Source organism: Terriglobales bacterium, assembly GCA_035764005.1.
Lineage (GTDB): Bacteria > Acidobacteriota > Terriglobia > Terriglobales > Acidobacteriaceae > Gp1-AA112.
Genome location: DASTZZ010000003.1, coordinates 22,894 through 43,659 on the forward strand (window position 1 = coordinate 22,894; position 20,766 = coordinate 43,659).

Annotated in this window: 20 protein-coding genes; 4 read left to right on the forward strand and 16 right to left on the reverse strand. The window is 56.4% G+C overall.

Going from position 1 to position 20,766, the window contains the following annotated elements:
* Positions 1 to 14: 14 nt before the first annotated feature.
* Positions 15 to 470: a thioredoxin-dependent thiol peroxidase gene (gene bcp / locus VFU50_00130; GenBank protein ID HEU5231233.1), complete on the reverse strand. Its 456-nt coding sequence runs from the start codon at positions 468 to 470 to the stop codon at positions 15 to 17.
* Between bcp and VFU50_00135 the strand changes: the two genes are divergently transcribed.
* Positions 469 to 1,698 (forward strand): hypothetical protein, encoded by a 1,230-nt coding sequence (locus VFU50_00135; GenBank protein ID HEU5231234.1) that lies wholly within the window; start codon positions 469 to 471, stop codon positions 1,696 to 1,698. The genes bcp and VFU50_00135 overlap by 2 nt on opposite strands.
* Positions 1,699 to 1,829: 131 nt before the next feature.
* Here VFU50_00135 and VFU50_00140 read toward each other — a convergent pair whose 3' ends face one another.
* The 3 genes from VFU50_00140 to VFU50_00150 are packed head-to-tail and all read right to left on the reverse strand — an operon-like array spanning position 1,830 to position 6,015.
* Entirely contained in the window at positions 1,830 to 3,344 is a 1,515-nt protein-coding gene (locus VFU50_00140) for an ATP-binding protein (GenBank protein HEU5231235.1), read from the reverse strand.
* The gene (locus VFU50_00145) at positions 3,341 to 3,964 is read right to left on the reverse strand and encodes a YfiR family protein (GenBank protein HEU5231236.1); all 624 of its coding nucleotides are present in this window, start codon (positions 3,962 to 3,964) and stop codon (positions 3,341 to 3,343) included. Before VFU50_00145 ends, VFU50_00140 begins: the two co-directional genes overlap by 4 nt.
* Positions 3,961 to 6,015 (reverse strand): TonB-dependent receptor plug domain-containing protein, encoded by a 2,055-nt coding sequence (locus VFU50_00150; protein HEU5231237.1) that lies wholly within the window; start codon positions 6,013 to 6,015, stop codon positions 3,961 to 3,963. The genes VFU50_00145 and VFU50_00150 overlap by 4 nt, the downstream gene beginning before the upstream one ends.
* A gap of 193 nt (positions 6,016 to 6,208) precedes the next feature.
* On the opposite strand from VFU50_00150, the gene VFU50_00155 reads away from it, so the two are divergent.
* Together VFU50_00155 and VFU50_00160 are read left to right on the forward strand one after the other, a co-directional pair.
* Positions 6,209 to 6,571, forward strand: coding sequence for a response regulator (locus VFU50_00155; GenBank protein ID HEU5231238.1), 363 nt, complete (start codon positions 6,209 to 6,211; stop codon positions 6,569 to 6,571).
* A 147-nt stretch (positions 6,572 to 6,718) separates the two neighbouring features.
* Positions 6,719 to 6,937 (forward strand): hypothetical protein, encoded by a 219-nt coding sequence (locus tag VFU50_00160; protein HEU5231239.1) that lies wholly within the window; start codon positions 6,719 to 6,721, stop codon positions 6,935 to 6,937.
* A gap of 130 nt (positions 6,938 to 7,067) precedes the next feature.
* Here the strand turns inward: VFU50_00160 and VFU50_00165 are convergent, their stop codons facing one another.
* Both VFU50_00165 and frr read right to left on the reverse strand, forming a co-directional pair.
* Complete coding sequence (locus VFU50_00165) at positions 7,068 to 7,577, reverse strand: peroxiredoxin (GenBank protein ID HEU5231240.1); 510 nt, start codon at positions 7,575 to 7,577, stop codon at positions 7,068 to 7,070.
* A 281-nt stretch (positions 7,578 to 7,858) separates the two neighbouring features.
* On the reverse strand, positions 7,859 to 8,446 hold the full coding sequence (gene frr, locus VFU50_00170; protein HEU5231241.1) for a ribosome recycling factor: 588 nt from the start codon (positions 8,444 to 8,446) through the stop codon (positions 7,859 to 7,861).
* Positions 8,447 to 8,592: 146 nt separating this feature from the next.
* Here frr and murJ point away from each other — a divergent pair, with 146 nt between their 5' ends.
* Positions 8,593 to 10,161, forward strand: a complete 1,569-nt coding sequence (gene murJ, locus VFU50_00175) for a murein biosynthesis integral membrane protein MurJ (protein ID HEU5231242.1) — start codon at positions 8,593 to 8,595, stop codon at positions 10,159 to 10,161.
* A gap of 156 nt (positions 10,162 to 10,317) precedes the next feature.
* On the opposite strand, the gene polA is transcribed toward murJ, so the two are convergent.
* The 10 genes from polA to VFU50_00225 form a co-directional block, all read right to left on the reverse strand.
* Positions 10,318 to 13,041 carry a DNA polymerase I gene (gene polA / locus VFU50_00180; GenBank protein HEU5231243.1) on the reverse strand — a complete coding sequence of 908 codons (2,724 nt, stop codon included), beginning with the start codon at positions 13,039 to 13,041 and terminating at the stop codon, positions 10,318 to 10,320.
* Between the two features lie 104 nt (positions 13,042 to 13,145).
* Complete coding sequence (locus VFU50_00185; protein ID HEU5231244.1) at positions 13,146 to 13,709, reverse strand: hypothetical protein; 564 nt, start codon at positions 13,707 to 13,709, stop codon at positions 13,146 to 13,148.
* Positions 13,710 to 13,762: 53 nt separating this feature from the next.
* Positions 13,763 to 14,404, reverse strand: a complete 642-nt coding sequence (locus VFU50_00190) for a VTT domain-containing protein (protein ID HEU5231245.1) — start codon at positions 14,402 to 14,404, stop codon at positions 13,763 to 13,765.
* Positions 14,405 to 14,561: 157 nt separating this feature from the next.
* Entirely contained in the window at positions 14,562 to 15,050 is a 489-nt protein-coding gene (locus tag VFU50_00195; GenBank protein ID HEU5231246.1) for a MogA/MoaB family molybdenum cofactor biosynthesis protein, read from the reverse strand.
* Positions 15,047 to 15,796, reverse strand: a complete 750-nt coding sequence (locus tag VFU50_00200) for a response regulator (protein ID HEU5231247.1) — start codon at positions 15,794 to 15,796, stop codon at positions 15,047 to 15,049. The genes VFU50_00195 and VFU50_00200 overlap by 4 nt, the downstream gene beginning before the upstream one ends.
* 30 nt (positions 15,797 to 15,826) lie before the next feature.
* Entirely contained in the window at positions 15,827 to 16,291 is a 465-nt protein-coding gene (moaC, locus tag VFU50_00205; GenBank protein ID HEU5231248.1) for a cyclic pyranopterin monophosphate synthase MoaC, read from the reverse strand.
* The gene (gene glp / locus VFU50_00210) at positions 16,291 to 17,568 is read right to left on the reverse strand and encodes a gephyrin-like molybdotransferase Glp (GenBank protein HEU5231249.1); all 1,278 of its coding nucleotides are present in this window, start codon (positions 17,566 to 17,568) and stop codon (positions 16,291 to 16,293) included. The genes moaC and glp overlap by 1 nt, the downstream gene beginning before the upstream one ends.
* A gap of 50 nt (positions 17,569 to 17,618) precedes the next feature.
* Entirely contained in the window at positions 17,619 to 18,752 is a 1,134-nt protein-coding gene (locus VFU50_00215) for a tetratricopeptide repeat protein (protein HEU5231250.1), read from the reverse strand.
* 168 nt (positions 18,753 to 18,920) lie between these two features.
* Positions 18,921 to 20,015 carry an NAD(P)/FAD-dependent oxidoreductase gene (locus VFU50_00220; GenBank protein HEU5231251.1) on the reverse strand — a complete coding sequence of 365 codons (1,095 nt, stop codon included), beginning with the start codon at positions 20,013 to 20,015 and terminating at the stop codon, positions 18,921 to 18,923.
* Positions 20,012 to 20,725, reverse strand: coding sequence for a methyltransferase domain-containing protein (locus VFU50_00225; GenBank protein HEU5231252.1), 714 nt, complete (start codon positions 20,723 to 20,725; stop codon positions 20,012 to 20,014). The genes VFU50_00220 and VFU50_00225 overlap by 4 nt, the downstream gene beginning before the upstream one ends.
* Between the last annotated feature and the right edge of the window lie 41 nt (positions 20,726 to 20,766).

Consider the following 20,766-nt stretch of genomic DNA (forward strand, 5'->3'; position numbering starts at 1 on the left):
TCTGGTTCTACGGCTTACTTCTTTAGCGCTGCGAGCACCTCTTCCGCGTGGCCTTCGGGCTTTACTTTGGGAAATATCTTCGAGATTCGGCCTTGTGCGTCGATCAAGAATGAGGTGCGCTCGATGCCCATCGTCTTGCGGCCATACATGTTCTTTTCTTTCAGCACTCCGAATGCTTCACAGAGCTTCTTGTCCTCGTCTGCGAGCAGTGTGTAAGGCAGGCTATATTTATCTTTGAACTTCTTTTGAGCGTTCGGTGAGTCTTTCGATATGCCCAGCACGACCGTGCCGGCACGCTGCAGCTTTTCGAACTGATCGCGAAAGCCGCAGGCCTCAATGGTTCAGCCCGGGGTATCGGCCTTGGGGAAGAAGAAGAGTACGACCGGCTTGCCGCGAAAGTCTTTCAGGCTTACCGGCTGGCCATCTTGATTGGGTACCGCTGTATCGGGGACCTTGTCGCCAATTTCCATGAAGGCTTATTCCTTGAAGTATCGTTCTGAACATTTATATCGCAAGGTCCGATTTTGTGTTGCCGCGCTAGCGGTCGTGACACTTTGGTTTGCATCTCCGATCGTGGTGAAGGCGCAGCGCAAGAAGGACGCTGGGCCGCGGGCAATCGCAGTTGTAACGTGGAACGGAGATGATCCAGTTCCCACTGCGGGAACATCGGTTCTGACGCCGGTCGCAATTCTCGTCGAAGGCCGCTACTACGACGCTGAGCTCTATCAGGCGCAGCCGGAGCCGATGGCCATCGACTCCGGCGTCATCTACGACGTGCTCAAGAGCGGCGATGTTGTCGGTACATTCACCGTGGGCGGAGCGCGCGACCAGGACGGCACCTGGTACGGCCTCGGCAAATTCGCGAAAAAAGGAAGCGATGAGCCGAAGGCGAAGAGCGCTCCAAAGCCGTCGGCGCCTGCCGAGCCGTCTGAAGATGAGCGGCCCAAGCTGCGCCGCGGGGCTCCGCCACCTCCGAGTCCGAAGGAACAGACCGACGAAGTGCTCAAAAATATCGATCGCGACCCTGAGCGCCCAACGTTGCGCCGTCACAGCGCGACGGAAACGAAGAAACCGGCAGCACCGTCGAAGGAATTCGTCCCTCCGGCAATGCACATGATGGTGGCTGTCTCTGATGCAAGTGGACCGGAACCGCGTCCGTTTACTTATCGCACGAAGCCCGGAGAAGCGGATCGGTTTCGCGCATTAATGGAGAAGCTCACACAGGCAGAGCTGGAAAAATTGCGTACGCCGTCCGAAGCGCCCAGGCCGAGAACGGCGAACAGGAAGGCGCGGACTCTCGCTCCCACTCCTGCCCCGCTGGAACTTAAGAGCGTAAAGTTCGGGATATTCGACGTGAACAGCGACAATGCTCCCATTTTGGTCTATTCCGCGACTGCCATGGTGAATGGCGGGAAGAAGTACATCACCACAGCCGCATGGGAGGAGATCGATGGCAGCTTGCGAAAAGTCTTTTCGCAGATCACCGATGATGCGCACCTCGATGTGTATCCGCGGCTGGAAATCATTGACGCGGTAGATGCCAGCGGTGATGGCCGTGGCGAGCTATTGTTCCGCGCCTATGGCGATCAGAGCAGCCGCTTTGTCCTCTACCACGCAGGTCCTGACAGCTTGAACCTGTTGTTCGACAGCGCGCACGGCGAGAGTGCGCGAGTCTACGAGGACAGTGGTACGCAGTAGGCAATAAGCAATAGGCAATAGGCCAAAAGCAATAAGGGTTGCCATGAACGGGCTGCTAACCGGCACAGCGAATCTTCTCTTTTTGCGAGTCAGGGTGTAGCAAGCTAGTTGTGTTAACTACTGCCTATAGCCTACTGCCTATTGCTCACACGCGCTTCCTGTTCCGATTTGGAACTCACGACCGCAGCATGATTCTCGCCGACCGTGAAGTAAAACGTTGCTCCGCGTTCGGGAGATCCGGTGGCCCAGATTTGGCCGCCGTGCTTTTGGATGATGCGCTGAACGGTTGCGAGACCAACACCGTTGCCGGAGAACTCGGCCTCAGAGTGCAGCCGTTGGAACGGCTGGAACAGACGACCGGCACGAGCGGGATCGAAGCCCGCTCCATCGTCGCGCACGAAGTACACATGAAGGCCGCGCCTCTCTTCTACGCCAAATTCGATTCGCGCCTTCGCATGCCGCGATGTGTATTTCCAGGAATTGCGAAGAAGATTCTCGAGCACGATCTGCAAGAAGCGAGGATCGCCTCTGACAATTGCGTCAGGCGCGATCACGAATGCGACATCGCGCTCGGGCTCGCGTCGATGCAGATCATCCGCGATGTTGCTCGCGACGGCGCTCAGATTGATGCGCTCCTGATGCATAGTAGTTGTGGCAACTCGAGAGAGGTTGAGAAGGTCTTCGATCAACTCGCCCATACGCTGCGACGCCACGCGAACTTGTTTGAGGCATTCACGTCCGCCGGCATCGAGCTTGTTGGCGTGGTCCATCTCGAGCACATAGCTGAAGCCATTGATTACTTCGAGCGGAGCGCGCAGATCGTGCGACACCGAATATGAAAACGCCTCGAGTTCCTTATTGGCTGCCACCAGCTGGTGCGTTCGATCCTGCACGCGATGCTCGAGTTCGCCTTGCGCCTCGCGCAACGCCTGATCGCGTGTTTGGATCTGTTCGAGCATTTCGTTGAATGCGGCGATCAGAGTAGCCAGCTCATCGTGCTCGCGGGTTGGAGAAGCACGAACGGAATAGTTCTTTTCGCGCGAGACGATTCGCGCGGTTTCTGCCAGTCGCATCACCGGTTGGGCGATAGCCCGGCGGAAAATCGACGACGCGAGCATCGCAACGACGAAGGCTGTGAGCAGCGCAAGGACAATGATCAGCACATACTGTTGCAGGCGAGCGTAAAGCCGATGCAGGTCCGATCGTATGTACACATAACCGGTCAGCTTGTCCTGAAAGATGACTGGGTGGATCAGCGACAGTTCGTCGCGCTTGAACCAGTGCTGATCGTCGAAGCCTTGCGGCAGAGGAGGGATATTGACGGGCGTTCCCGGCTTGGCGTAACGGGCAAACAGCTTGCCGTCCGGCGTGAGCAGGCCGGCGGAGATAATGTTCGCGGAGGTTGAAAGAGCAGAAAGCGTTTTTTCGGCTGCCTGCGGATCGTTGAACGTGAGTGCGGAGACGCTGTTAAAGCCGACCATCTGCGCCTGCACGCTGAGGTTGCGAACAATGGCATCGAAGTAGACATTCAGATCGTAGGCGATGAATGCGGCTGAGCACACCACAAGCGCAATCGCGCTCACCAGGACGTTCATCCAGGTAAGCCGGCGTGCAATCGATGTGGTCTTTTCGGCCTTCATCTTCATCGCACCTGCGTGTTCCCGACCACTTTAGTCGCAACCTTCAGCAGTTCTGAGCTGAGCGTCAGTCCGGCTTCCTGGGCGGCAGACAGGTTCACGGCAAAGCGAACGCGATCGCCTTCAAGCACGAACTGGATCATCCCCCCGCGCTCAAGAAAATGAGCATTGTCGCTCACTGTCAGCACATGGAGTTTGCTGAGTACCGCAAGATCGCTGCCCAGACGCTGTGATTCCGAAGCAGCAATGAAGACGACGCGGCAACTCGCCGCGTCCTGCGCGCGCCCAATACGTCTCGCGATTACGCGTTTGCCGTTGATGGTTGAATCAGAGACGGTGGCGTCGAGCAGCGGTCCAAAGGGATCTGTGCCCAAAACACAAACGTCAAACTCGGAGGCGGCGCCTGCATCGGCAGGCCAATTGACGAATTTCCCGAAATTGTACAGGTATGCAGCTTTGACTTGATATTCCGAAGGACGGTCCGCATGCGCCAGGCCACAGAACGCCAGCAGACAAGTAAACAGAATGCATGCTTTATTCCGAAATGGAATCAAGCTTTCGAACATCCAGCCAGAATGATAGCGGGTCCGCGTGCGGGAATTTCCGTCGACGGCCGCGGCTGTGCTCATCGGCTCCGATTCCACACCACGCTGGCATAAACTGCCCGACGAACTCCGATAAGCGCCTGATTCGGGTCGCCGGTGCCCCATTCGAAATGAGACGGTTGAAACAGGTTTTGCCCGGCCAGCGAGAGCTGCAGTTCTCTGTAGTTGAAGCCGAAGCGCGCGTCCATTGTCTGGTACGCGTTTACATTCTGCGCCGGCAACGCGCTCGCGTAACGATACGTCTGGTCGAATTCAAAATGGAACGGCAGGTTGAGGAATGAGCGAGCTTCTACCTGATGACGCGGGCTAGAGCCTTCATAGGTCTTGATGGAGCCCGTCGAACTGATGTCCGCGGTGCCGCCGGTCGCATGCATGCCGGCGGTGACAAACGAGTACGATCCAGCCAGGCGCCATGCATCCCTTACATGCCAATTCGGCGAAATCTCGAAACCGTCTGTGGCTCCGGCGATTTGGTTCGCATATGGAATATCGATCACCAGGTGCGGCGCGGGCGGAGTATTTTCGAGAAATGTGGATGGCGCTCCGAAGCTCTGTAGATTGTCATAATCGTTGTGGAAGACTGCAAGATCCAGGTATACGCGCTGGCCGAAGAGTTGTCGGTATCCGCCTTCGTATCCCAGCAGCGTTTCAGATTGAAACTTTGGGTTTCCCGACACTCGCAGAAAGATAAGCGGATTCACACTTGCCACTCCGGTCAGGTTGAAATCCTCCTCTAAACGTGAAGGCGTGGTCACCGCGCGTGTAACCGCAGCCCAGAAGGTGCGGTGTTCCGAAGGAGTCCACAATGCACGGACGGTCGGCTGTGCGTCGAATCCGGTGAAGTTGTTATGTTGCAGCTTTAAGCCTCCGGTCAGGGAGAAGCGATTAGGGACGATCTGCAATTCATCTTGCAAGAAAATGCTGTGGACGTGATCCGTGTCTTTATGCGGTTCAATGTCGACGGTTTGCGAGGTTTGTTCGATGTAAAACGGGCTCCAGCGCAGTCCCGCGCCGTAGGAGAAAAGGTTGCGACTCCCGACCTTGAGGCGGTGCACGAAATCAATGTCCCACGTATTTCGAGATTCGCCGAGCGAAGGATCGATTCGCTGCGTGCGATCGAAATAGACCTGGAGGTAGATATCGGAACCATTGCCCAGATCGCGTCGCCAGCGCGCAAGCAGGTCTCCGCCCGAAACAGCCGAATCGACCGCGGTTTGCACCCCCAACGTGGGCGGATTGAGCGTACCGAGGCCGACCATATGCGGAGAGCTTCCGCGATACATGTCGCCCTGCACTGTGTAGGTATCGGCGCGGTTGTCCCAATCCATGCGGAAGCCGCCGCGCTCCTGATGCCACTGATCGAAATTGTTGCCGTCCTGATGAAACTCGGGACCCCTGACAAATCCTCGGCCGAAGACGCGATAGTTGAATCCCTGTCCGTTGCCGCCGCCTACGCGCACGGAAGCGACGGTTTTATCGACGTTGCCGGCCAGCATCGACACCATTGCGCCGTGGGTATCGGTTGCGTTCTTGGTGATGATGTTGATTACCCCGTTTACCGCATTGGGGCCCCAGATCGTGCCACCCGGGCCGCGGATGACTTCAATGCGATCGATGTCCTCCAGCGGAAGGTCTTGCACATCCCAAAAAACGCCGGAGAAAAGCGGAGTGTAGACGCTGCGTCCATCGATGAGGACCAGTACCGATTTCGAAAAATTGCTCTGCAGGCCTCGAATCCCGATCGCCCAAGTGTCGGCATCAATTCTTCCTACTTCAACACCGGGCGCAAGACGCAGCGCCTCAGGAATGCTCGTCACGCCGGAACGGCGGATGTCTTCCTGAGTTATTACATAGATTGCGGCTGGAGTTTTCCACAGCGTTTCAGGGGTCTTGGTAGCGGTGGTGACCTCAATCTTGCCCAACTGCTCGAGGCTGAGCTCTTTCAGCGGCGCCTGGCCGCTCTGCGCGAGCTGAACGTCGGAAGTGGATTGGGCATACCCGATCGACCACACACAAGCCAGTAGCAGAGCAACCGGCACACTGCGGAGTGGTTTTGGAGGTTTGGAACAGTCCATTCGCTTCGTTTCAGCCTGCTCCAAACACCGGAGCTAGACGCGATCCCCAAGTGTCAGCCTGGGGCCAAATTTGTGCGAGGGAGAGCTGCTCGGGGATTGGATGGCGGGTGGGCAGCTCTGGTTGTCTGTACGATTTAGCGTTATCACATAAACCCATTGCGCTGGTTAGTTTGTAACATATACTTTACTTACCGTGCCCGCCGGCCCCACTGTTCTCCTCATCGACGACAACCCGTCGCACCTGAAGCTGTATGCATGGATTCTGGAGCGGGGAGGCTTTCGTCCTCTCACATTGCTCGTGAATCATGACCGACTTGAGTTTCCACGATCGGAGCCCGTGGACATTATCGTGATGGACTACCGCATGGGGGATTCAATCAGTTCTCCGGAAGTGGCAAGGCTGGCGCAGCAGGCGTTCCCTCAACGGCCTGTTCTGGTGCTCTCGGATATGCAGTGGATGCCCGATGATATTGCTCCCTACGCTGCCGCATTCGCTCGCAAAGGCGAGCCGGAGCAATTACTGGCAAAACTACGGACTCTAGTCAATGCTGCGTGAAGGCTCGGATTGCTGGCCCCGGCACAGGCTCGCCGAAAAACGCTTCCACCAGAGTAGTTCGTTGCCTATACTGGCAACGAATAGTAGAGGTTTTAGCTTCCTACTCTCCTTGCCCTTAATTTTTGCCTTTATAGAGGAATCGTAACCGTGGCCAGAGTACTGACGATCCCGGTAACCCCCGCGCCAAAACGGCGTCGCGCGCCACGCATTAGCGACAGGCGCTACATCGAAGGTCAAAAGCTGCTGGTTGAGGCTATGAAATACCTGGCCCAGAGTGATCCGGACGGCAATCGAGACGCTATCGGACTGCTCTCAGAACACTTCCGTACACAGTTCCGCATGACCGATCGACCTCCGATGGGTTAGACTTTCTTGTTTGTCATTCCGAACGCCTGAAGTTGGCGGAGGAATCCCTATCGACCGCCAAATAGCCTTAATCATGTGCCAAGTCGCTTCTGCGGATGCGGACGGCAGAATGTGACTTGGCAGGCAACGGTCACTTGCTCGCAGGCTGAGCCAATCGCGGGGACAGCTTCTCCAGGATTTCAAGCACGTCACGATTATCCGGAGCTTCCCCAAGTTCATACAGCTGCGCGAAGGCAATCTTTCCTTCCTTGTCTACTACGTATACCGCTCGCTCGTTGATTCCCGGAATGGGATCGCCGGTGCGGAAGACATCGTATTTCTGCGCGACCTCTCCGTGCGGATAGAAGTCGCTGGCCAGCGGATACCGCAGCTTTCCGATTTCTTTCTCCTGCCAGGCGATGTGGCTCCAGGTGGAGTCAACGCTTACGCCCATGACCTGGGCGTCATATGCGGCGAACGTCTCCAGTTCATGACTGTACGCCGTCATCTGCTCGCTTCAAGTCGGCGTCCAATCCAGTGGATAGAACGCGAGCACGACGTTCTTCTTTCCCCGGAAGTCGCTCAGGCGTACGCGGTGTCGCCGATCACCAGTCACCGCGGGAAGATCGAAATCCGGAGCTACTGCGCCTACTTCGAGCACTTACGTCCCTCCAACTGCACACACCTATACCCGCGAGCGCAGGTCTGTCGGAAACAGGAGGTGGGCAGCCATGATTCTAACGAGGTTTGCTCCGGAGCATCAACTCAGGCAGGAATAATTGTGGGAAGAGTGGAGAGGGCGTACGAGAACGGAGAAGGAGAGAAGGTCAAGGAAAACGGCGGCTTGATGTCGAGTGTTAAGAAATTTCGTGATTTCCTGATTTCGCGATTTCGTGATTGGTACTCAAATCGCGAAATCACGCAATCGCGAAATGGCATTTCTCACACCTGCATGACTTCTTTTTCCTTCGCTTTGCTCATCTCTTCCATTTTCTTGATCTCGTCATCGGTAAGCTTTTGGATCTCTTCCAAAGCGCGCTTCTCATCGTCTTCAGAGATTTTCTTGTCCTTCAGAGCCTTCTTGATCAGATCGTTGCCGTCGCGGCGAACGTTGCGAATCGCAGTGCGATGTTCCTCAAGGACTTTATGCAGGTGCTTCACTAATTCCTTGCGGCGTTCTTCTGTGAGCGGCGGGATAGGAATACGGATGAGCTTGCCGTCGTTCTGCGGGTTAAATCCCATGTCGGAAGTGCGCAGCGCCTTCTCGATCTCCGCCAGCGAGCTAGGATCGAACGGCTGCACGGTGATCAACTGTGCCTCCGGCGCGTGTACTTGCGCGATCTGATTCAGCGGCATCTCCGAGCCGTAGTAAGGCACGCGGATGCTGTCGACCATATGGACAGACGCGCGCCCCGTCCGGGTCGATAGCAGGCTATTTCGGAAATCCCCGACTGCCTTGTCCATGCGGTTCTTCAGTTGTGTGTGAATGTCTCGCAGTGCCGGATTGCCGGCCATAACGGAAACAGCCATCGCACGCTCCAGAGTCGGTCCATGCGCAGGACCGGATGTTCAAAGACTCGTAATTATAAAGGAAGCTCCGAAGCGACTTTGCCGGCTCAGCAGATGCTAGATTGACTGCGGGACCATTCATGCCGTCTTCCACAGAGAGTCCGTCCGTGGCGAAACCATCCGAGAGTGTTGGACGCTCGGCAACTCTGGTTGCTGCGGGGATATTCCTCAGCAAAATTGTTGGCCTGCTCCGGGAAACGGTATTTGCGCACTATTTTGGCGGATCCGACGCAGCAGACGTCTTTCGCGCTGCCGTGCGCATACCCAACGTCCTGCAAAATCTGTTTGGCGAAGGCGTACTCTCGGCGTCGTTCATCCCTGTCTATGTGCGGCTGCGCGCTACTGGTAATGAGGAAGAGGCAAGCGATTTAGCCGACGCCATCGCCGGGTTGCTGGCGATGGTCACCTCAATTCTGGTGCTCATCGGCGTGCTCGCTACCCCGTACATCATCGACGCGATCGCTCCTGGGTTCCACGGTGCCAAGCGCGAACTCACGATTCGTCTCGTACGAATCTTTTTTCCCGGAGCGGGACTGCTGGTGATGTCGGCCTGGTGTCTGGGAATCCTGAACAGCCACCGCAAGTTCTTCCTGTCTTACGCAGCGCCAGTCGCCTGGAACGCGGTGATGATCGCAACGATGATCACGTTTGGGCGATCGCACACCGAAGACTCGCTGGCAGTGATCACCGCCTGGGGATCGGTGATCGGAAGCGGCTTGCAATTTGGCGTGCAACTGCCGGTCACGCTCCGCCTGGTGCGCCGATTACGTGTTCAGCTTGGACTGAAATTGGCGTCAGTTCGCGAGGTGATTCACAATTTTTTTCCTGTGCTCGTCAGCCGCGGTGTGGTGCAGTTGAGCGCTTACATCGATTCCATGATTGCGACTCTGCTGCCGACCGGTGCTGTGGCCCATTTTGGATATGCGCAGGTGTTATACACGCTGCCGATAAGTCTTTTTGGCATGAGCGTCTCGGCCGCTGAGCTACCGACAATGTCAGGTGCCCTTGGAAATGAGAGCGAGATTGCCGCGGAGCTTCGTGCTCGACTGGGAAGAGCTTTGCGTCAGATTGCCTTTCTGGTGATTCCTTCCGCGGTGGCTTTTCTCGCCTTAGGCGACATTGTATCGGCTGCCATCTATCAAAGCGGACGATTCAAGCACTCAGACGCAATCTACGTTTGGGCAGTGCTCGCCGGATCGGCGATCGGATTATTGGCATCGTCGCTCGGGCGACTTTATTCCTCGACCTACTACGCTCTTCGCGACACGCGCACCCCGCTGCGCTTCGCCATGGTGCGCGTGGGACTCACCACGGTCCTGGGACTCTTCTGCGCCCTGCGCTTACCTCAGATGATCGGTATCAGCCGGAGCTGGGGCGTCGCCGGACTGACGGCGTCCGCCGGAATCGCGGGGTGGGTGGAGTTTCTACTGCTGCGCTGGAAGCTTCATCAGCGGATCGGGACTGTACAGCCAGCGAGCGCCTTTCTCGCCAAGCTCTGGATTGCGGCTGCCATTTCAGCTGCCGGAGCGTGGGCCATCAAGCTGGGAATCGGGCAGCATCGACCGCGCCTTATGGCCATTGCCATTCTCATCCCGTATGGATTGTTCTATTTTGGCATTACGTCAATTCTGAAAATTCCTGAAGCGCAGACCGTTCTTAGGCGGTTGAAGCGGTGACGGAACCAGCGGTGGTAGCCCGTGGGGCAGCCGCTTCTATTTGCGCCTGCTTCCTCGGTTCCGCTATCAGCAATGTCTAAGACGTGAGCTGGCCATTCGGCCATCTCCCGCCCACCGGCTACCGCCGGCGGTTCCGTTGTGCATTTGCCGGAACCGTTATTCCAAATCCCGCCAGTTTTGCCCTACGCCAACATCGACCATTAGCGGCACTTTGAATGGGTAGACATTCTGCATGTGCTCACATACCAGCTCACGCATAGTATCGATTTCCTTCTCGGGAACTTCGAAGACCAGTTCGTCGTGAACCTGCAGCGTCATGCGAGATCGCAATTTGCGGTGAGTGATATCGGCATCGATTTTGATCATCGCCAGTTTGATTACATCGGCAGCCGTTCCTTGCAGAGGCGTGTTTACGGCAGTGCGCTCGGCAAAGCCGCGCATATTGGCGTTCTTGCTGTTGATGTCAGGAATGGGACGGATCCGACCAAAGAGCGTACGCACGCGCTGCTCACGCCGGGTCTCTTCGAGCACGCGCTCGATGAACGCGCGCACGCCTTTGTAGCGTTCGAAATAAGTCTCGATGTACTTCTTAGCCTCTTTCTGCTCGATGTTGAGCTGAGCCGCGAGGCCGAAAGGCGAGATGCCGTACACGATCCCGAAGTTGACGGCTTTGGCCCGACTGCGATGCTCAGCGGTAATCAGCATAGGAGGCACGCCGAACACTTCGCTTGCGGTGAGCTGATGAATGTCGTCTTCGCGACGGTAAGCCTCGACAAGCAATGGATCTTCCGAGAAATGCGCGAGTAATCGCAGCTCGATCTGTGAGTAGTCGGCCGAAAGCAAAACGTTTCCCGGCTCAGCGATAAAGGCCGAGCGAATCTCACGTCCCAATTCGGTACGAATCGGAATGTTCTGCAGATTGGGATTGGTCGACGAAAGCCGGCCAGTCGCCGTTCCGGCAGGATTGAACGTCGTGTGGACGCGGCCAGTGCGCGAATCGACGAGTGTCGGCAGCGAATCAACATAAGTGGATTTCAGCTTAGAAAGCTGACGGAAATCGAGGACCTTGCGCGCGATCTCGTGCTCGACCGCCAAATCTTCAAGCACGTCCACCGCTGTCGAAATGGTTTTGCCTTTGCCGTACTTCACCGGCTTAGGCAGGCCGAGCTTATTAAAGAGCACGTCCCCGAGCTGGCGTGGAGAGTTGACGTTGAACTCTATGCCCGCAATGGCGTGAATCTCTTTCGAGCGAGCATCGCACTGCTTTTCCAGTTCGACCGACATCCGGCTCAGAGCACTCGTGTCGATCTTTACTCCTACGCCCTCCATGCGCGCCAGCACCGGCATGAGCGGCAGGTCAATAGTGTCGTAAACGTTAACGAGCCCGTCTTCGGCTTCGACTTCCTGACGCAGAGTGCGTGCGAGGCGCAGGGTAACGTCGGCAGCTTCGGGCGTCGTTCCTGCGAGCTGCAGATTAAAGCGGCGCAATGCGACTTCCGGGAGTGTGTGGCTGCTGTAAGTAGGATTCAGCAGATAGGAAAAGAGCATTACGTCGTCGCGAACTCCGGCCAAGGTTGCTTCTCTTTCAGCGAGTAGTCGTAACGCAGACTTGGAGTCGTGTATCGTTTTGGGAATCGACGGATCACTGAGCATCTCGTCAATGCTTTTGGAAAGCGCATTATCGATCAGCCGTGTGTTGAAACCGGAATTCTCTTCAACAGAAATACCGATTTCTATAGGGTCGCAGCCTTGCTGCTTGATATTCAGCAGTGGAAGCTCGGGTTCGTCTTCTGCACTCGGCTCGGCAGCTCCTGGAGCACTCGCGGGAGCGCAGATCGCGAGCCCGACTCCTTTATTCGCGTTCTTGAGCAGCCTCTGAAGTTGTTGCGCGCTCTTGAGCTCGCCGTATTCGACGGTGCTGGCGTCCGTTGTTCGTACAAAGTCCTTCAGTAGCGTCGTGAATTCCAGTTCGCTGAACAACTCGCGGCAGCCTTCGTAATCAGGCTCCTGCGCGCGCATGGTTTCGAGGTTCAGGTGGACGGGAACATTGGTATCGATCGTCACCAGCTCTTTGCTGCGCAGCACCACATTCCGGTTGTTCAGGAGCGATTCGCGATACGTCTTGCGCTCGACTTCATCGGCATGATCAAGCGCGTTCTCGACCGAACCAAAGCGCTTGACCAGCTCGACGGAACCCTTGTCGCCAATTCCCGGAGCGCCAGGGATGTTGTCGATGGAATCGCCGCGCAACGCCATGACGTCGATCACCTGCTGCGGAGGCACGCCGAGGATCTCTTCGACTTTCGCGGCATCGCAGATCAGATTGTCCTTTGTAGGATTGAGCACGCAGATGTCTTTGCCCACGAGCTGCAGCATATCCTTATCGCTAGAGACTACGTAAACCGGATATCCGGAAGAGACGGCCTTGTGCGCGAGCGTGCCGATCACATCGTCGGCTTCGAATCCAGCCTGTTCCAGAATAGGAATCCGGTAGGCATCGAGCGCGCGGCGAATGTACGGCAACTGCTGCGCCAGATCGTGCGGCATCTCCGTACGGTTGGCCTTATACCCGCCATACGCGACTTCCTGGTAGCTCTGGGTCTTGCTGTCGAAGCGCTTAACCGACGAGATTGCCTTCGCTTGCTCGTCACGGAACGTAGGCGCGGCAACATCGAAGACAGCCGCCAGGTATTGCGGGCTAAAGTCCGCGCGCAGCTTGTTCAGCATGTTGACGAAGACGAACGTAGCCGCAGTCGGAATGCCGGTGCGGGTCGACATTGGACGCTGCCGCTGCATGGCGTGATACGCGCGGAAGATGAATGACATTGCGTCGATCAGAAAAACGTGCACACGCGCTTCGGGTTGTGGCTTGGCAGACAAGGGTTAGAGAAAGTTTAACAGCGGGTCAGCACAGGCGCAGGAACAACTCGGATTGCGAAAGACAGTTGGAAAGTGGATGCTGCTTCCTGTTTAGGAAGCCATGCTCAATATTTCCAGGAACACGTAGTGGAGTTCTTGAACGCCCACGCCCCGTTTTCTTTCGTTGCGGATATTGCACGGCCTGAACCGCATTGCGGGCCGCATAGATCATTCACTGCGAACAAGGCCTCACTTCCACCGCGGTTAAAGGCCACACGCGAAAACGAGATCATATGCAGTCCATTGGCGGCGCTAGGCAGATGTCTCACGTTCAGAACCTGATAGGGCCAGGGAAGACGCATTGATGCCGGCGCGGTGTCGATCTCGTAATCTGCATTGCCCAGCTTGTGCAGTTCATGCATCAGCGAATTCGAAACACCGTCGTTCTGGTGCAGGGTCTTGGCGCAACCCTCCTGCCGCAGCGGATCGAAGACAAATGTCTGATCATCCAGGTACAGATGCTCGGGGGCTTTATTGGCGAAGCGCTGTTTCAGCCAATCGCGATAGAGGTCCATCTCTTGCGATGTGATTTGATTCGGGATTTTCGGTGTGCAGCCAAGCGTTAAAAAGACCAAAGCAGAAATTAACGCTGTGATCAGGAGTTGCAGCAATCGGGGTGATGATCGCATTTACGTGAAAGTTGAACCAAATATACATCTACTCAAGCAGCTTCTGGAGGTACTCACGCGGCTTCTGGCGGTTCTTCTTTCCTGGCAGTTCGCGATTTGCGGAAGTGCAGGTGCGACAAGATAAGCGCAACCAGGACCGCAAGCCCTACCAAGACCCAGGCGAGATGCTTTGCCATTACTGCCGAAACCATGCTCACGATCCCTGGACCGAACTTCACGACCAGAAACCCTAAAATGAGAAACCTGATTACGCGGCCCACGAAAATCGACAGAAGGAACAGATAGGGACGCATCTCAAACACACCCGCGCCAAGCAGGAACAACTTGAATGGCGTAGGCGGAGGAAGCATGGCGGGAATCATCATGGCGAAGAACTCCTGATTTTCGAAACGATCGCGCATCCGCTCGAAGCTTTTGCGGTCGATGCGCTTGAGCAGCAGCAACTCGCCTCCTGCTCTGCCGATCCCATATGGAATGAGACTGCCTACGGCCGATCCAGCCGATGCCATGAAGACGTACAACCAGATTTTCAGCGGATGAGCATACACATAGCCCGCGACCACCGGATCCAACGGAATGCCGAAAGCCGCGGAATCGAGGATTGCTACAGCGAAAATACCCCAGGACCCAAGCGGTTGCAGCACCGACCAGATGAAATGCGTGTAGCGAGAGAGGATGTGCTTGATCGTGTTCAAAATCAGGAGAGCTTTTATTGTAAAGGCGGATTACGGTCCGACTGAGAGCGCGAGTTCCCGGTGCGCTTTCTCTGGCTCGGTGCAATTCTGGAGCATCCTCAGCACTTGGAGCTGAGGATCCGGTCATCTCCCAGCCGCCAGCCGACGGTTCTCTGGTTTAGTGTGCTCCAGAGTGCTCGGTTTTGCCTGCGAGTAGATCGAGGGCGTGACAGATCAGCGGCAGAACTGTTTTGAGCGACTGCTCTGCTCCAGCAGGATTGCCGGGCAAATTCAAAACCAGAGATGTTCCCAAAGTGGCACAAACACCGCGCGAGAGTGCGGCAAAAGGTGTGTGTTTCATTCCTGCGTGCCGCATTACTTCAGCCACGCCGTCGATTATGCGCTCGCAGACGGCGCGAGTGGCTTCGGGAGTGACGTCGCGAGCAGCAACCCCAGTACCACCGGTAGTAACGATGAAACGGGCTTCGGCGGAGAGTTCTCGTAGCGTGGCGGCGATCCGTTCAATGTCATCCGGAATAATTCTGGAACTCTTTACGTCGAAACCCGCATCGGCCAAAACAACACGGAGCCGCGGACCAGAAGCGTCCTGCCGAAGACCTTTATGGCAGGAGTCGCTGACGGTAATGATGGCGGCGGGAATCTTCACGCGTCGAGAACGTTTTCTTCGGCATCGCGATTGGCTTCATCCAGCAGACGCAGACCTTCCATCAGTAAGCCCTGCGTGGAACGAGTGGTGCTTTGCTCGTTGCTGCTGCCGGTAAAGTCGATCTCGAACTGTCCTTCGGTCCAGGCGAGGACTTTGAAGACGGCATCGTCGCCGCGCAGCTTGCCATAAGCCGCATGGTTGATTTGGCCGTCGATGAAGTACAGATCGCAACGCTCGCTTTTGTTGCTCAGAGACAGACGACAATTCTTGTGTCCGAGTTCGAGAGACTGGAATAGGTCCATCGTATTCATCTGCTGGAGATTGCCGCGAACGACGGACTCGCCGGGCGCCGCGCGTGCCATCTTCTCCAGAGAAATCTTATCGACAACGCGCTTGAATCGCGCTGAAACCTCCTTTACGAGAAATGGCTTCTCGATCAGATCTTCCAGCTGATCCTGCATCGAGCGCAGTTGCTCGTTGATCTCGCTGCGTGTGCCAATCAGGATTGCGGGTAGCCGCGCCGTCTGCGATCGCGTGCGTACTTTTTCGATGAGCTGTTTACCGTTCAACCCTGGCATGTGGAAGTCGGAAATGACGAGATCCGGCGCCTCCTCGACGATGCGGAGCAAAGCTTCGGCCGAATTCGAGAATGCTTCGACGGCAGCGTGCGGAGATACCGCCTGCTTGAGCAGACCAACGATCATCGGATTGTCGTCCACTACCAGGACGCGGATGTTGGAAACCATGCTTGCCTATCGGCCTCTCGTTTTGCCCTGCTAGCGGGAATATTCTCCGCTCTTGCCCCCGGATTTTCGCTCCAGCTGAACTCGCTCGATAGTAATGCTTTTGCCCAGCGCCTTGCACATGTCGTAAACCGTGAGTGCCGCGACGCTGGCTGCTACCAGCGCTTCCATTTCAACGCCGGTGTTCGCGGTTGTGTTTACCTTTGCGCGCACAGCAATTCCATTGTCGCGCACTGTACAACTCACATCCACATAGGTCAGCGGTAGGGGGTGACACATTGGTATCAGCTCCGAAGTGCGCTTTGCAGCCATGATTCCGGCCAGCCGGGCGACTTCGAGGGGATTGCCTTTGGGATTGTGCGGCAGCGCGGCGAGAACATCTGCTGACATGCGAACGTAGGCGGAAGCTTCAGCCTCACGTCTTGTGGGCATCTTCTCTGAGACGTCGACCATGCGCGCTCGGCCCTTCGCATCGTAATGGGACAGTTTGCGAGCCATCAGTTTTCGATGGGTATTGTCGTCATCCATTCTCCCGATTTAAAGCTTTCCCGATCGGGCGGAATCACCAGGAGGCAATCAGCTCCAGCGAACGCAGCTACGTCTCCGGATCCCTGCCAGCTCAGCAGCTCAACTTCAGGATCGTCCCATGCTCCGGAGATCTTGCCGGGCAGAAAGCGCGTTAGTCCCGTTTTGGTCTTTAGGTCTTTTCCCAACCGCATCTTTCTTGCGGTAACTGCGGACGCAGAGGCTCCTGCTAGCGCTCGAACGAACAACCTTCCAAAAAGCTGGAATGTCACCATTGTAGAGATCGGATTGCCTGGCAGTCCGAAGAAGTAGGTCCAGCGATCGCGATTGGATTGTGGATGTGCGCGTCCGAACACAAGCGGCTTCCCAGGCTGAATCTGCACGCCTGTAAACAGAAACTCAGCGCCGAACTCGGCGAGTGCGTCCTCCACCAGATCATATTCCCCGGCAGAGACACCGCCGCTGAGCAGCAGCAGATCGCTTTCAAGTCCCTGAGCAATCAACTCTCGCAGGCGTGCCCGCTCATCCGGAGCGATGGGGAGCTGCACTGCGTCGCCGCCACTCGCGATTACCTGCGCAGCTACAGAAAAGCTGTTGGAGTTGCGAATCTGATTGGCTGCCGGTTCTGCATCAATAGGGACGATCTCATCTCCCGTAGGCAAGATCGCAATTCGTGGCCGCGAATAAACGTTGATCATTGGCTTGCCTGCCGATGCCGCCAATGCGATCTGAGGATGCGAAATCACAGTTCCTGGAGAAACAAGAGAGCTTCCCCGTTTAGCCTCACTGCCGCGAGGAACAACGTTTTCACCGGCGGCTACGGGCCGAAGAACGCGTACGTGCTCTCCCGCGCGCTCGGTGTATTCAACCATGACCACTGCGTCCGCTCCGCCGGGAACCGGGGCACCTGTCATGATCGAGATGGCTTCCCCGCTGCCTAACCTTGTGAAACCTGCAGGAAAGTCGCCTCCGGCTCGGATCTCGCCCGCGAGCTTCAATCCAGCGGGGACGCGGCCCACGTCCTCGCTGCGCACTGCGTACCCATCGCGCGTGGCACGAGGAAACGGCGGGAAGTCACGATCGGCCAAGATGGGCTGCGCCAGGACTCGGCCGAGGGAATCCAAAATCGGAACCTGCTCGATTTGTTTTTGCGAGAAGCGAGCTTGATTGGCGTGCGACAAAACCGTTCGCTGCGCCTCTTCGAAGTTGAGTACGTTATCAATTCGAGATTGTGCTTTTACCTGAGGCATCCATCAAAAAAGGCGGCCTCGCGGGCCGCCTTTACCGGATTCGGATTCGACTATTTCTTCTTCCCATACTGCGTGGTGACCTTTGCGCCCAAACTGTCGAGCATCTGCTTGGCACCTTCGGCATACGGACCGGTCGGCTGCAACTCGAGATACTTGTTGAAGTCGTCAACCGTGCCCGGAGGAGCGACCATCTTCCCGGACTTATCCACCGTTGCTTTCTGCAATGAGTTGATCGCCCGTTGGTAATACGAATCGGCGTGGTTAGGATCGGCCTGGATCGATTTCGTAAACGCCGCGTTTGCCTCGTCTGTCTTACCGGCGTTGGTTAGAACCGCGCCTTCGTTGTAGTAGGCCTGCGAAGCGTGCGTGGGATCCTGCTCGACTTCCTTGTTGTAGGCGTCCACCGCTTCCGGAATCTTTCCCGATTTGGCATATGCCTGGCCGAGGTTGTCGTAGTAGGAAGCGAGCATCGCCTTCGTGTTCGGGGCTGCGGCCGCCGTGCCCGCAGTCGCCAGTTGCACCGCCTTATTGAGTGCGTCGATCGCTTCGGGATACTTCTTGTCGTTCAGATATGCCGCGCCAAGCACGCCATAGACCTGATGATGCTGGCCATTATCTGCCTGCTCAGCCTGCTGCATCGTCGTGACTGCCTGGTCGTAGTTCTTGGCCTGCATATCCGCCTGAGCTTCCTTCAGCAGGGTATTGAGATTGCCGATCTTGGCATTCTCTTTCATGATCTCGGCGTTCTTCTTATTGATCTCCTCGATCTGCTTCTTCTGCTCTTCAGTCAGCTTGGGCTGCTCTTGCTTCATCCCGGGTTGCGGAGGTGGCGGCGCCGCCGCTTGTCCGGGCTGGGCGGGCGTGAGATCGATATCGAGCTCATTCACGTCCTGAGGTGCATTGAGCGAAGCCTGAAATTGCGTAGTGTAGATGACCTTGTTGTCCTTGCTCACCGTCACGTCGAATTTTCCCGGGGTGATACCGATACTGAAGAACTTGCCTTTTTTGTCGGTCTTCAGCGTGTACTTGCGACCGGTATCGATATCCTTCAGTTGCACTTGCGCGCCAACGACGGGGCCGCTGGGATCTTTCACAAAGCCCTGAATCGTAGTTGTTTGTGCCAGCGCACCGATTGCGCTTGCCATTAAGAACAGCAGAGCCACGGCTCCTGTTCTGAATCTCATAAAGTTCCTCCGATAGTCAGCAATGAGTCAGCCTCAGACAAACGGCAATTTCAAGGCATGCCCAGATCACAAACTACCAAGGGCAGCAACTCTCGTGCGCTGACAGTCAAACTCGCAGTAAATACAAGGTAAATCGAAGGTCGTACTTACTTCAAGCTGCGGGAACATTCAGGCGACTCGCAAGCTGCCAGCTCTCACACGCGTGGTCTTGACGACGGTTCGCGCCAGGAGCGGAATGTTTAGACAGGCAACAGCCGCGGCCCGCAATTTTATCGGCAGGCGCTGCAGAGTTCTCAGGCGTTTCGCGCCATTTAATGCGGGGTGAATCAATCGGCGATACTCGTGATCATAGCGAGATACCGCATCGTCAAACGTGCAGTTGCCGAGAAGAAAAGGGCCAAGAGCTTCGACCGCCATGCGTCCGCTGTGTAGGGCGATCGAGATACCGTCTCCGGCAAATGGATCGAGGAACGCGGCTGCATCGCCTACCAACAGCATTCCATCATGCGAGGTCATCGGAGCCCGGAAGACCAGCGGCGCGGTGCTTATGGGATCGCCAGCAGCTTTCCATCTGCGGGAGCGTTCTTTGAGATCGCGATTTAAAGCAAAGACGGAAGTTAGATGTTGCGCGACGCTCGGCTTTACCATCGCCGCTGCGTTCACCACGCCATCGCCGACTGGCTGAACGCCGCAATAGCCTCCGTCGAAAAAATAGAGGTCGCAGGATTTGCTGCAGTCTGGCTCGAAAAAATGGCCCTTTAATCCAATGAATTGCTCATGGGCCGACACCGTCCGCTTCGCGAGATTCGACCAGCGGCCCGTCGCGTTGATCACCGCTCGGGCGAGGATTTCCTCTGATTCGAGGCGAATCACGAAGCCATTTTGGGACGGCGCTGCACTTTTCGCGCGCGTTCGATCTCGGACCACACAGCCTGGCAACGCGCAAGCTTTGTACAGTGCGGCATCGAGCTCGTGGCGCGAAATACTTGCAGCAGGCGGAGCGACGGGCAAAGTCGCGCACGCCTCTTCGACAAAGATCCGTGCTCTGCTGATTCGCGGTGCATCTGCGAACTGTTCTTCTCCCATGAGGTCGGCGAGAATGTTCAGGGCCTCCCCGGAGACGAATTCGCCGCAGACTTTCTGTCGCGGAAAGCTGCCCGCTTCGAGCAACAGAACGGTGAAGCCGAGGCGTGCCGCAGTGATTGCTGCCGAGGAACCTGCAGGTCCTCCGCCGATCACCGCGAGATCAAACGTCTCTTTCATTTTGGCCCCTTCCACAGGATCAGCCCAAAACGCTGAAAGTAATGAGGCTGGACGAGGAAGGAACTTGCCTTGGAGTTCCGTGCCATCGCGCGAGCTTCAGCGATCGTGTAAGCGCGGCGAATCGAGACGGGAGCGTCATGACGCGTCAGCCGGCTCCGATATTTGAGCTTCCCAATATGGGCAGCAATCCAGTGAAACCGATTTCTTCTGATATCGCTGGCAATCACCGCCAGACGCGCGACTCGCAGTGCCTCATTGAAGAAAACCGCAATCTGTTCGGGCTCTAAGTGGTGGAGGAAAAGATTGCACGAGACGATATCGAAACTACCAGAAGCAAACGGCAATGAAAGCGCGTCGCCGGCGACTCGGGTGAACTTCTCGCGAATGCCGTTCATGTGAGTCAGAGCGCGGTCAAGGATGGTCACCCGAAGCTGTATTCCATTGAGAGCTTGGGAAACATTCGAGACTACGTCGCCGGTGCCTCCGGCCACGTCCAATAGCTCCAGCGAGCTCCTGTGATATTTCCGAGCAACACTTTTGATGAGATGACGGAAGCTTGTGAATCCTCCGAACTTCTGGTTGATCCCGCGCAGGTCGAGGAGGCTATCGCGAACCTCGTCGGGCGTGCCCAGATCATCATCAAGCAACTCGGGTATTACGACACGCTTCATTTTGGCTGACGTGGATCCGCCGACAGCGGCCGGAGCCACGTTTACTCGTTCGTATCCATATTATTGTGAGGGACTAATTT

Bases quoted from the DNA above. Each gene is read 5' to 3' on its own strand.
- VFU50_00135 (HEU5231234.1), top strand. From the start codon at position 469: ATGAAGGCTTATTCCTTGAAGTATCGTTCTGAACATTTATATCGCAAG.
- VFU50_00140 (HEU5231235.1), bottom strand. From the start codon at position 3,344: ATGAAGATGAAGGCCGAAAAGACCACATCGATTGCACGCCGGCTTACC.
- VFU50_00145 (HEU5231236.1), bottom strand. From the start codon at position 3,964: ATGAGCACAGCCGCGGCCGTCGACGGAAATTCCCGCACGCGGACCCGC.
- VFU50_00150 (HEU5231237.1), bottom strand. From the start codon at position 6,015: ATGGACTGTTCCAAACCTCCAAAACCACTCCGCAGTGTGCCGGTTGCT.
- frr (HEU5231241.1), bottom strand. From the start codon at position 8,446: ATGGCTGTTTCCGTTATGGCCGGCAATCCGGCACTGCGAGACATTCAC.
- VFU50_00185 (HEU5231244.1), bottom strand. From the start codon at position 13,709: ATGCGATCATCACCCCGATTGCTGCAACTCCTGATCACAGCGTTAATT.
- VFU50_00200 (HEU5231247.1), bottom strand. From the start codon at position 15,796: ATGGTTTCCAACATCCGCGTCCTGGTAGTGGACGACAATCCGATGATC.
- moaC (HEU5231248.1), bottom strand. From the start codon at position 16,291: ATGGCTCGCAAACTGTCCCATTACGATGCGAAGGGCCGAGCGCGCATG.
- glp (HEU5231249.1), bottom strand. From the start codon at position 17,568: ATGCCTCAGGTAAAAGCACAATCTCGAATTGATAACGTACTCAACTTC.
- VFU50_00215 (HEU5231250.1), bottom strand. From the start codon at position 18,752: ATGAGATTCAGAACAGGAGCCGTGGCTCTGCTGTTCTTAATGGCAAGC.
- VFU50_00220 (HEU5231251.1), bottom strand. From the start codon at position 20,015: ATGAAAGAGACGTTTGATCTCGCGGTGATCGGCGGAGGACCTGCAGGT.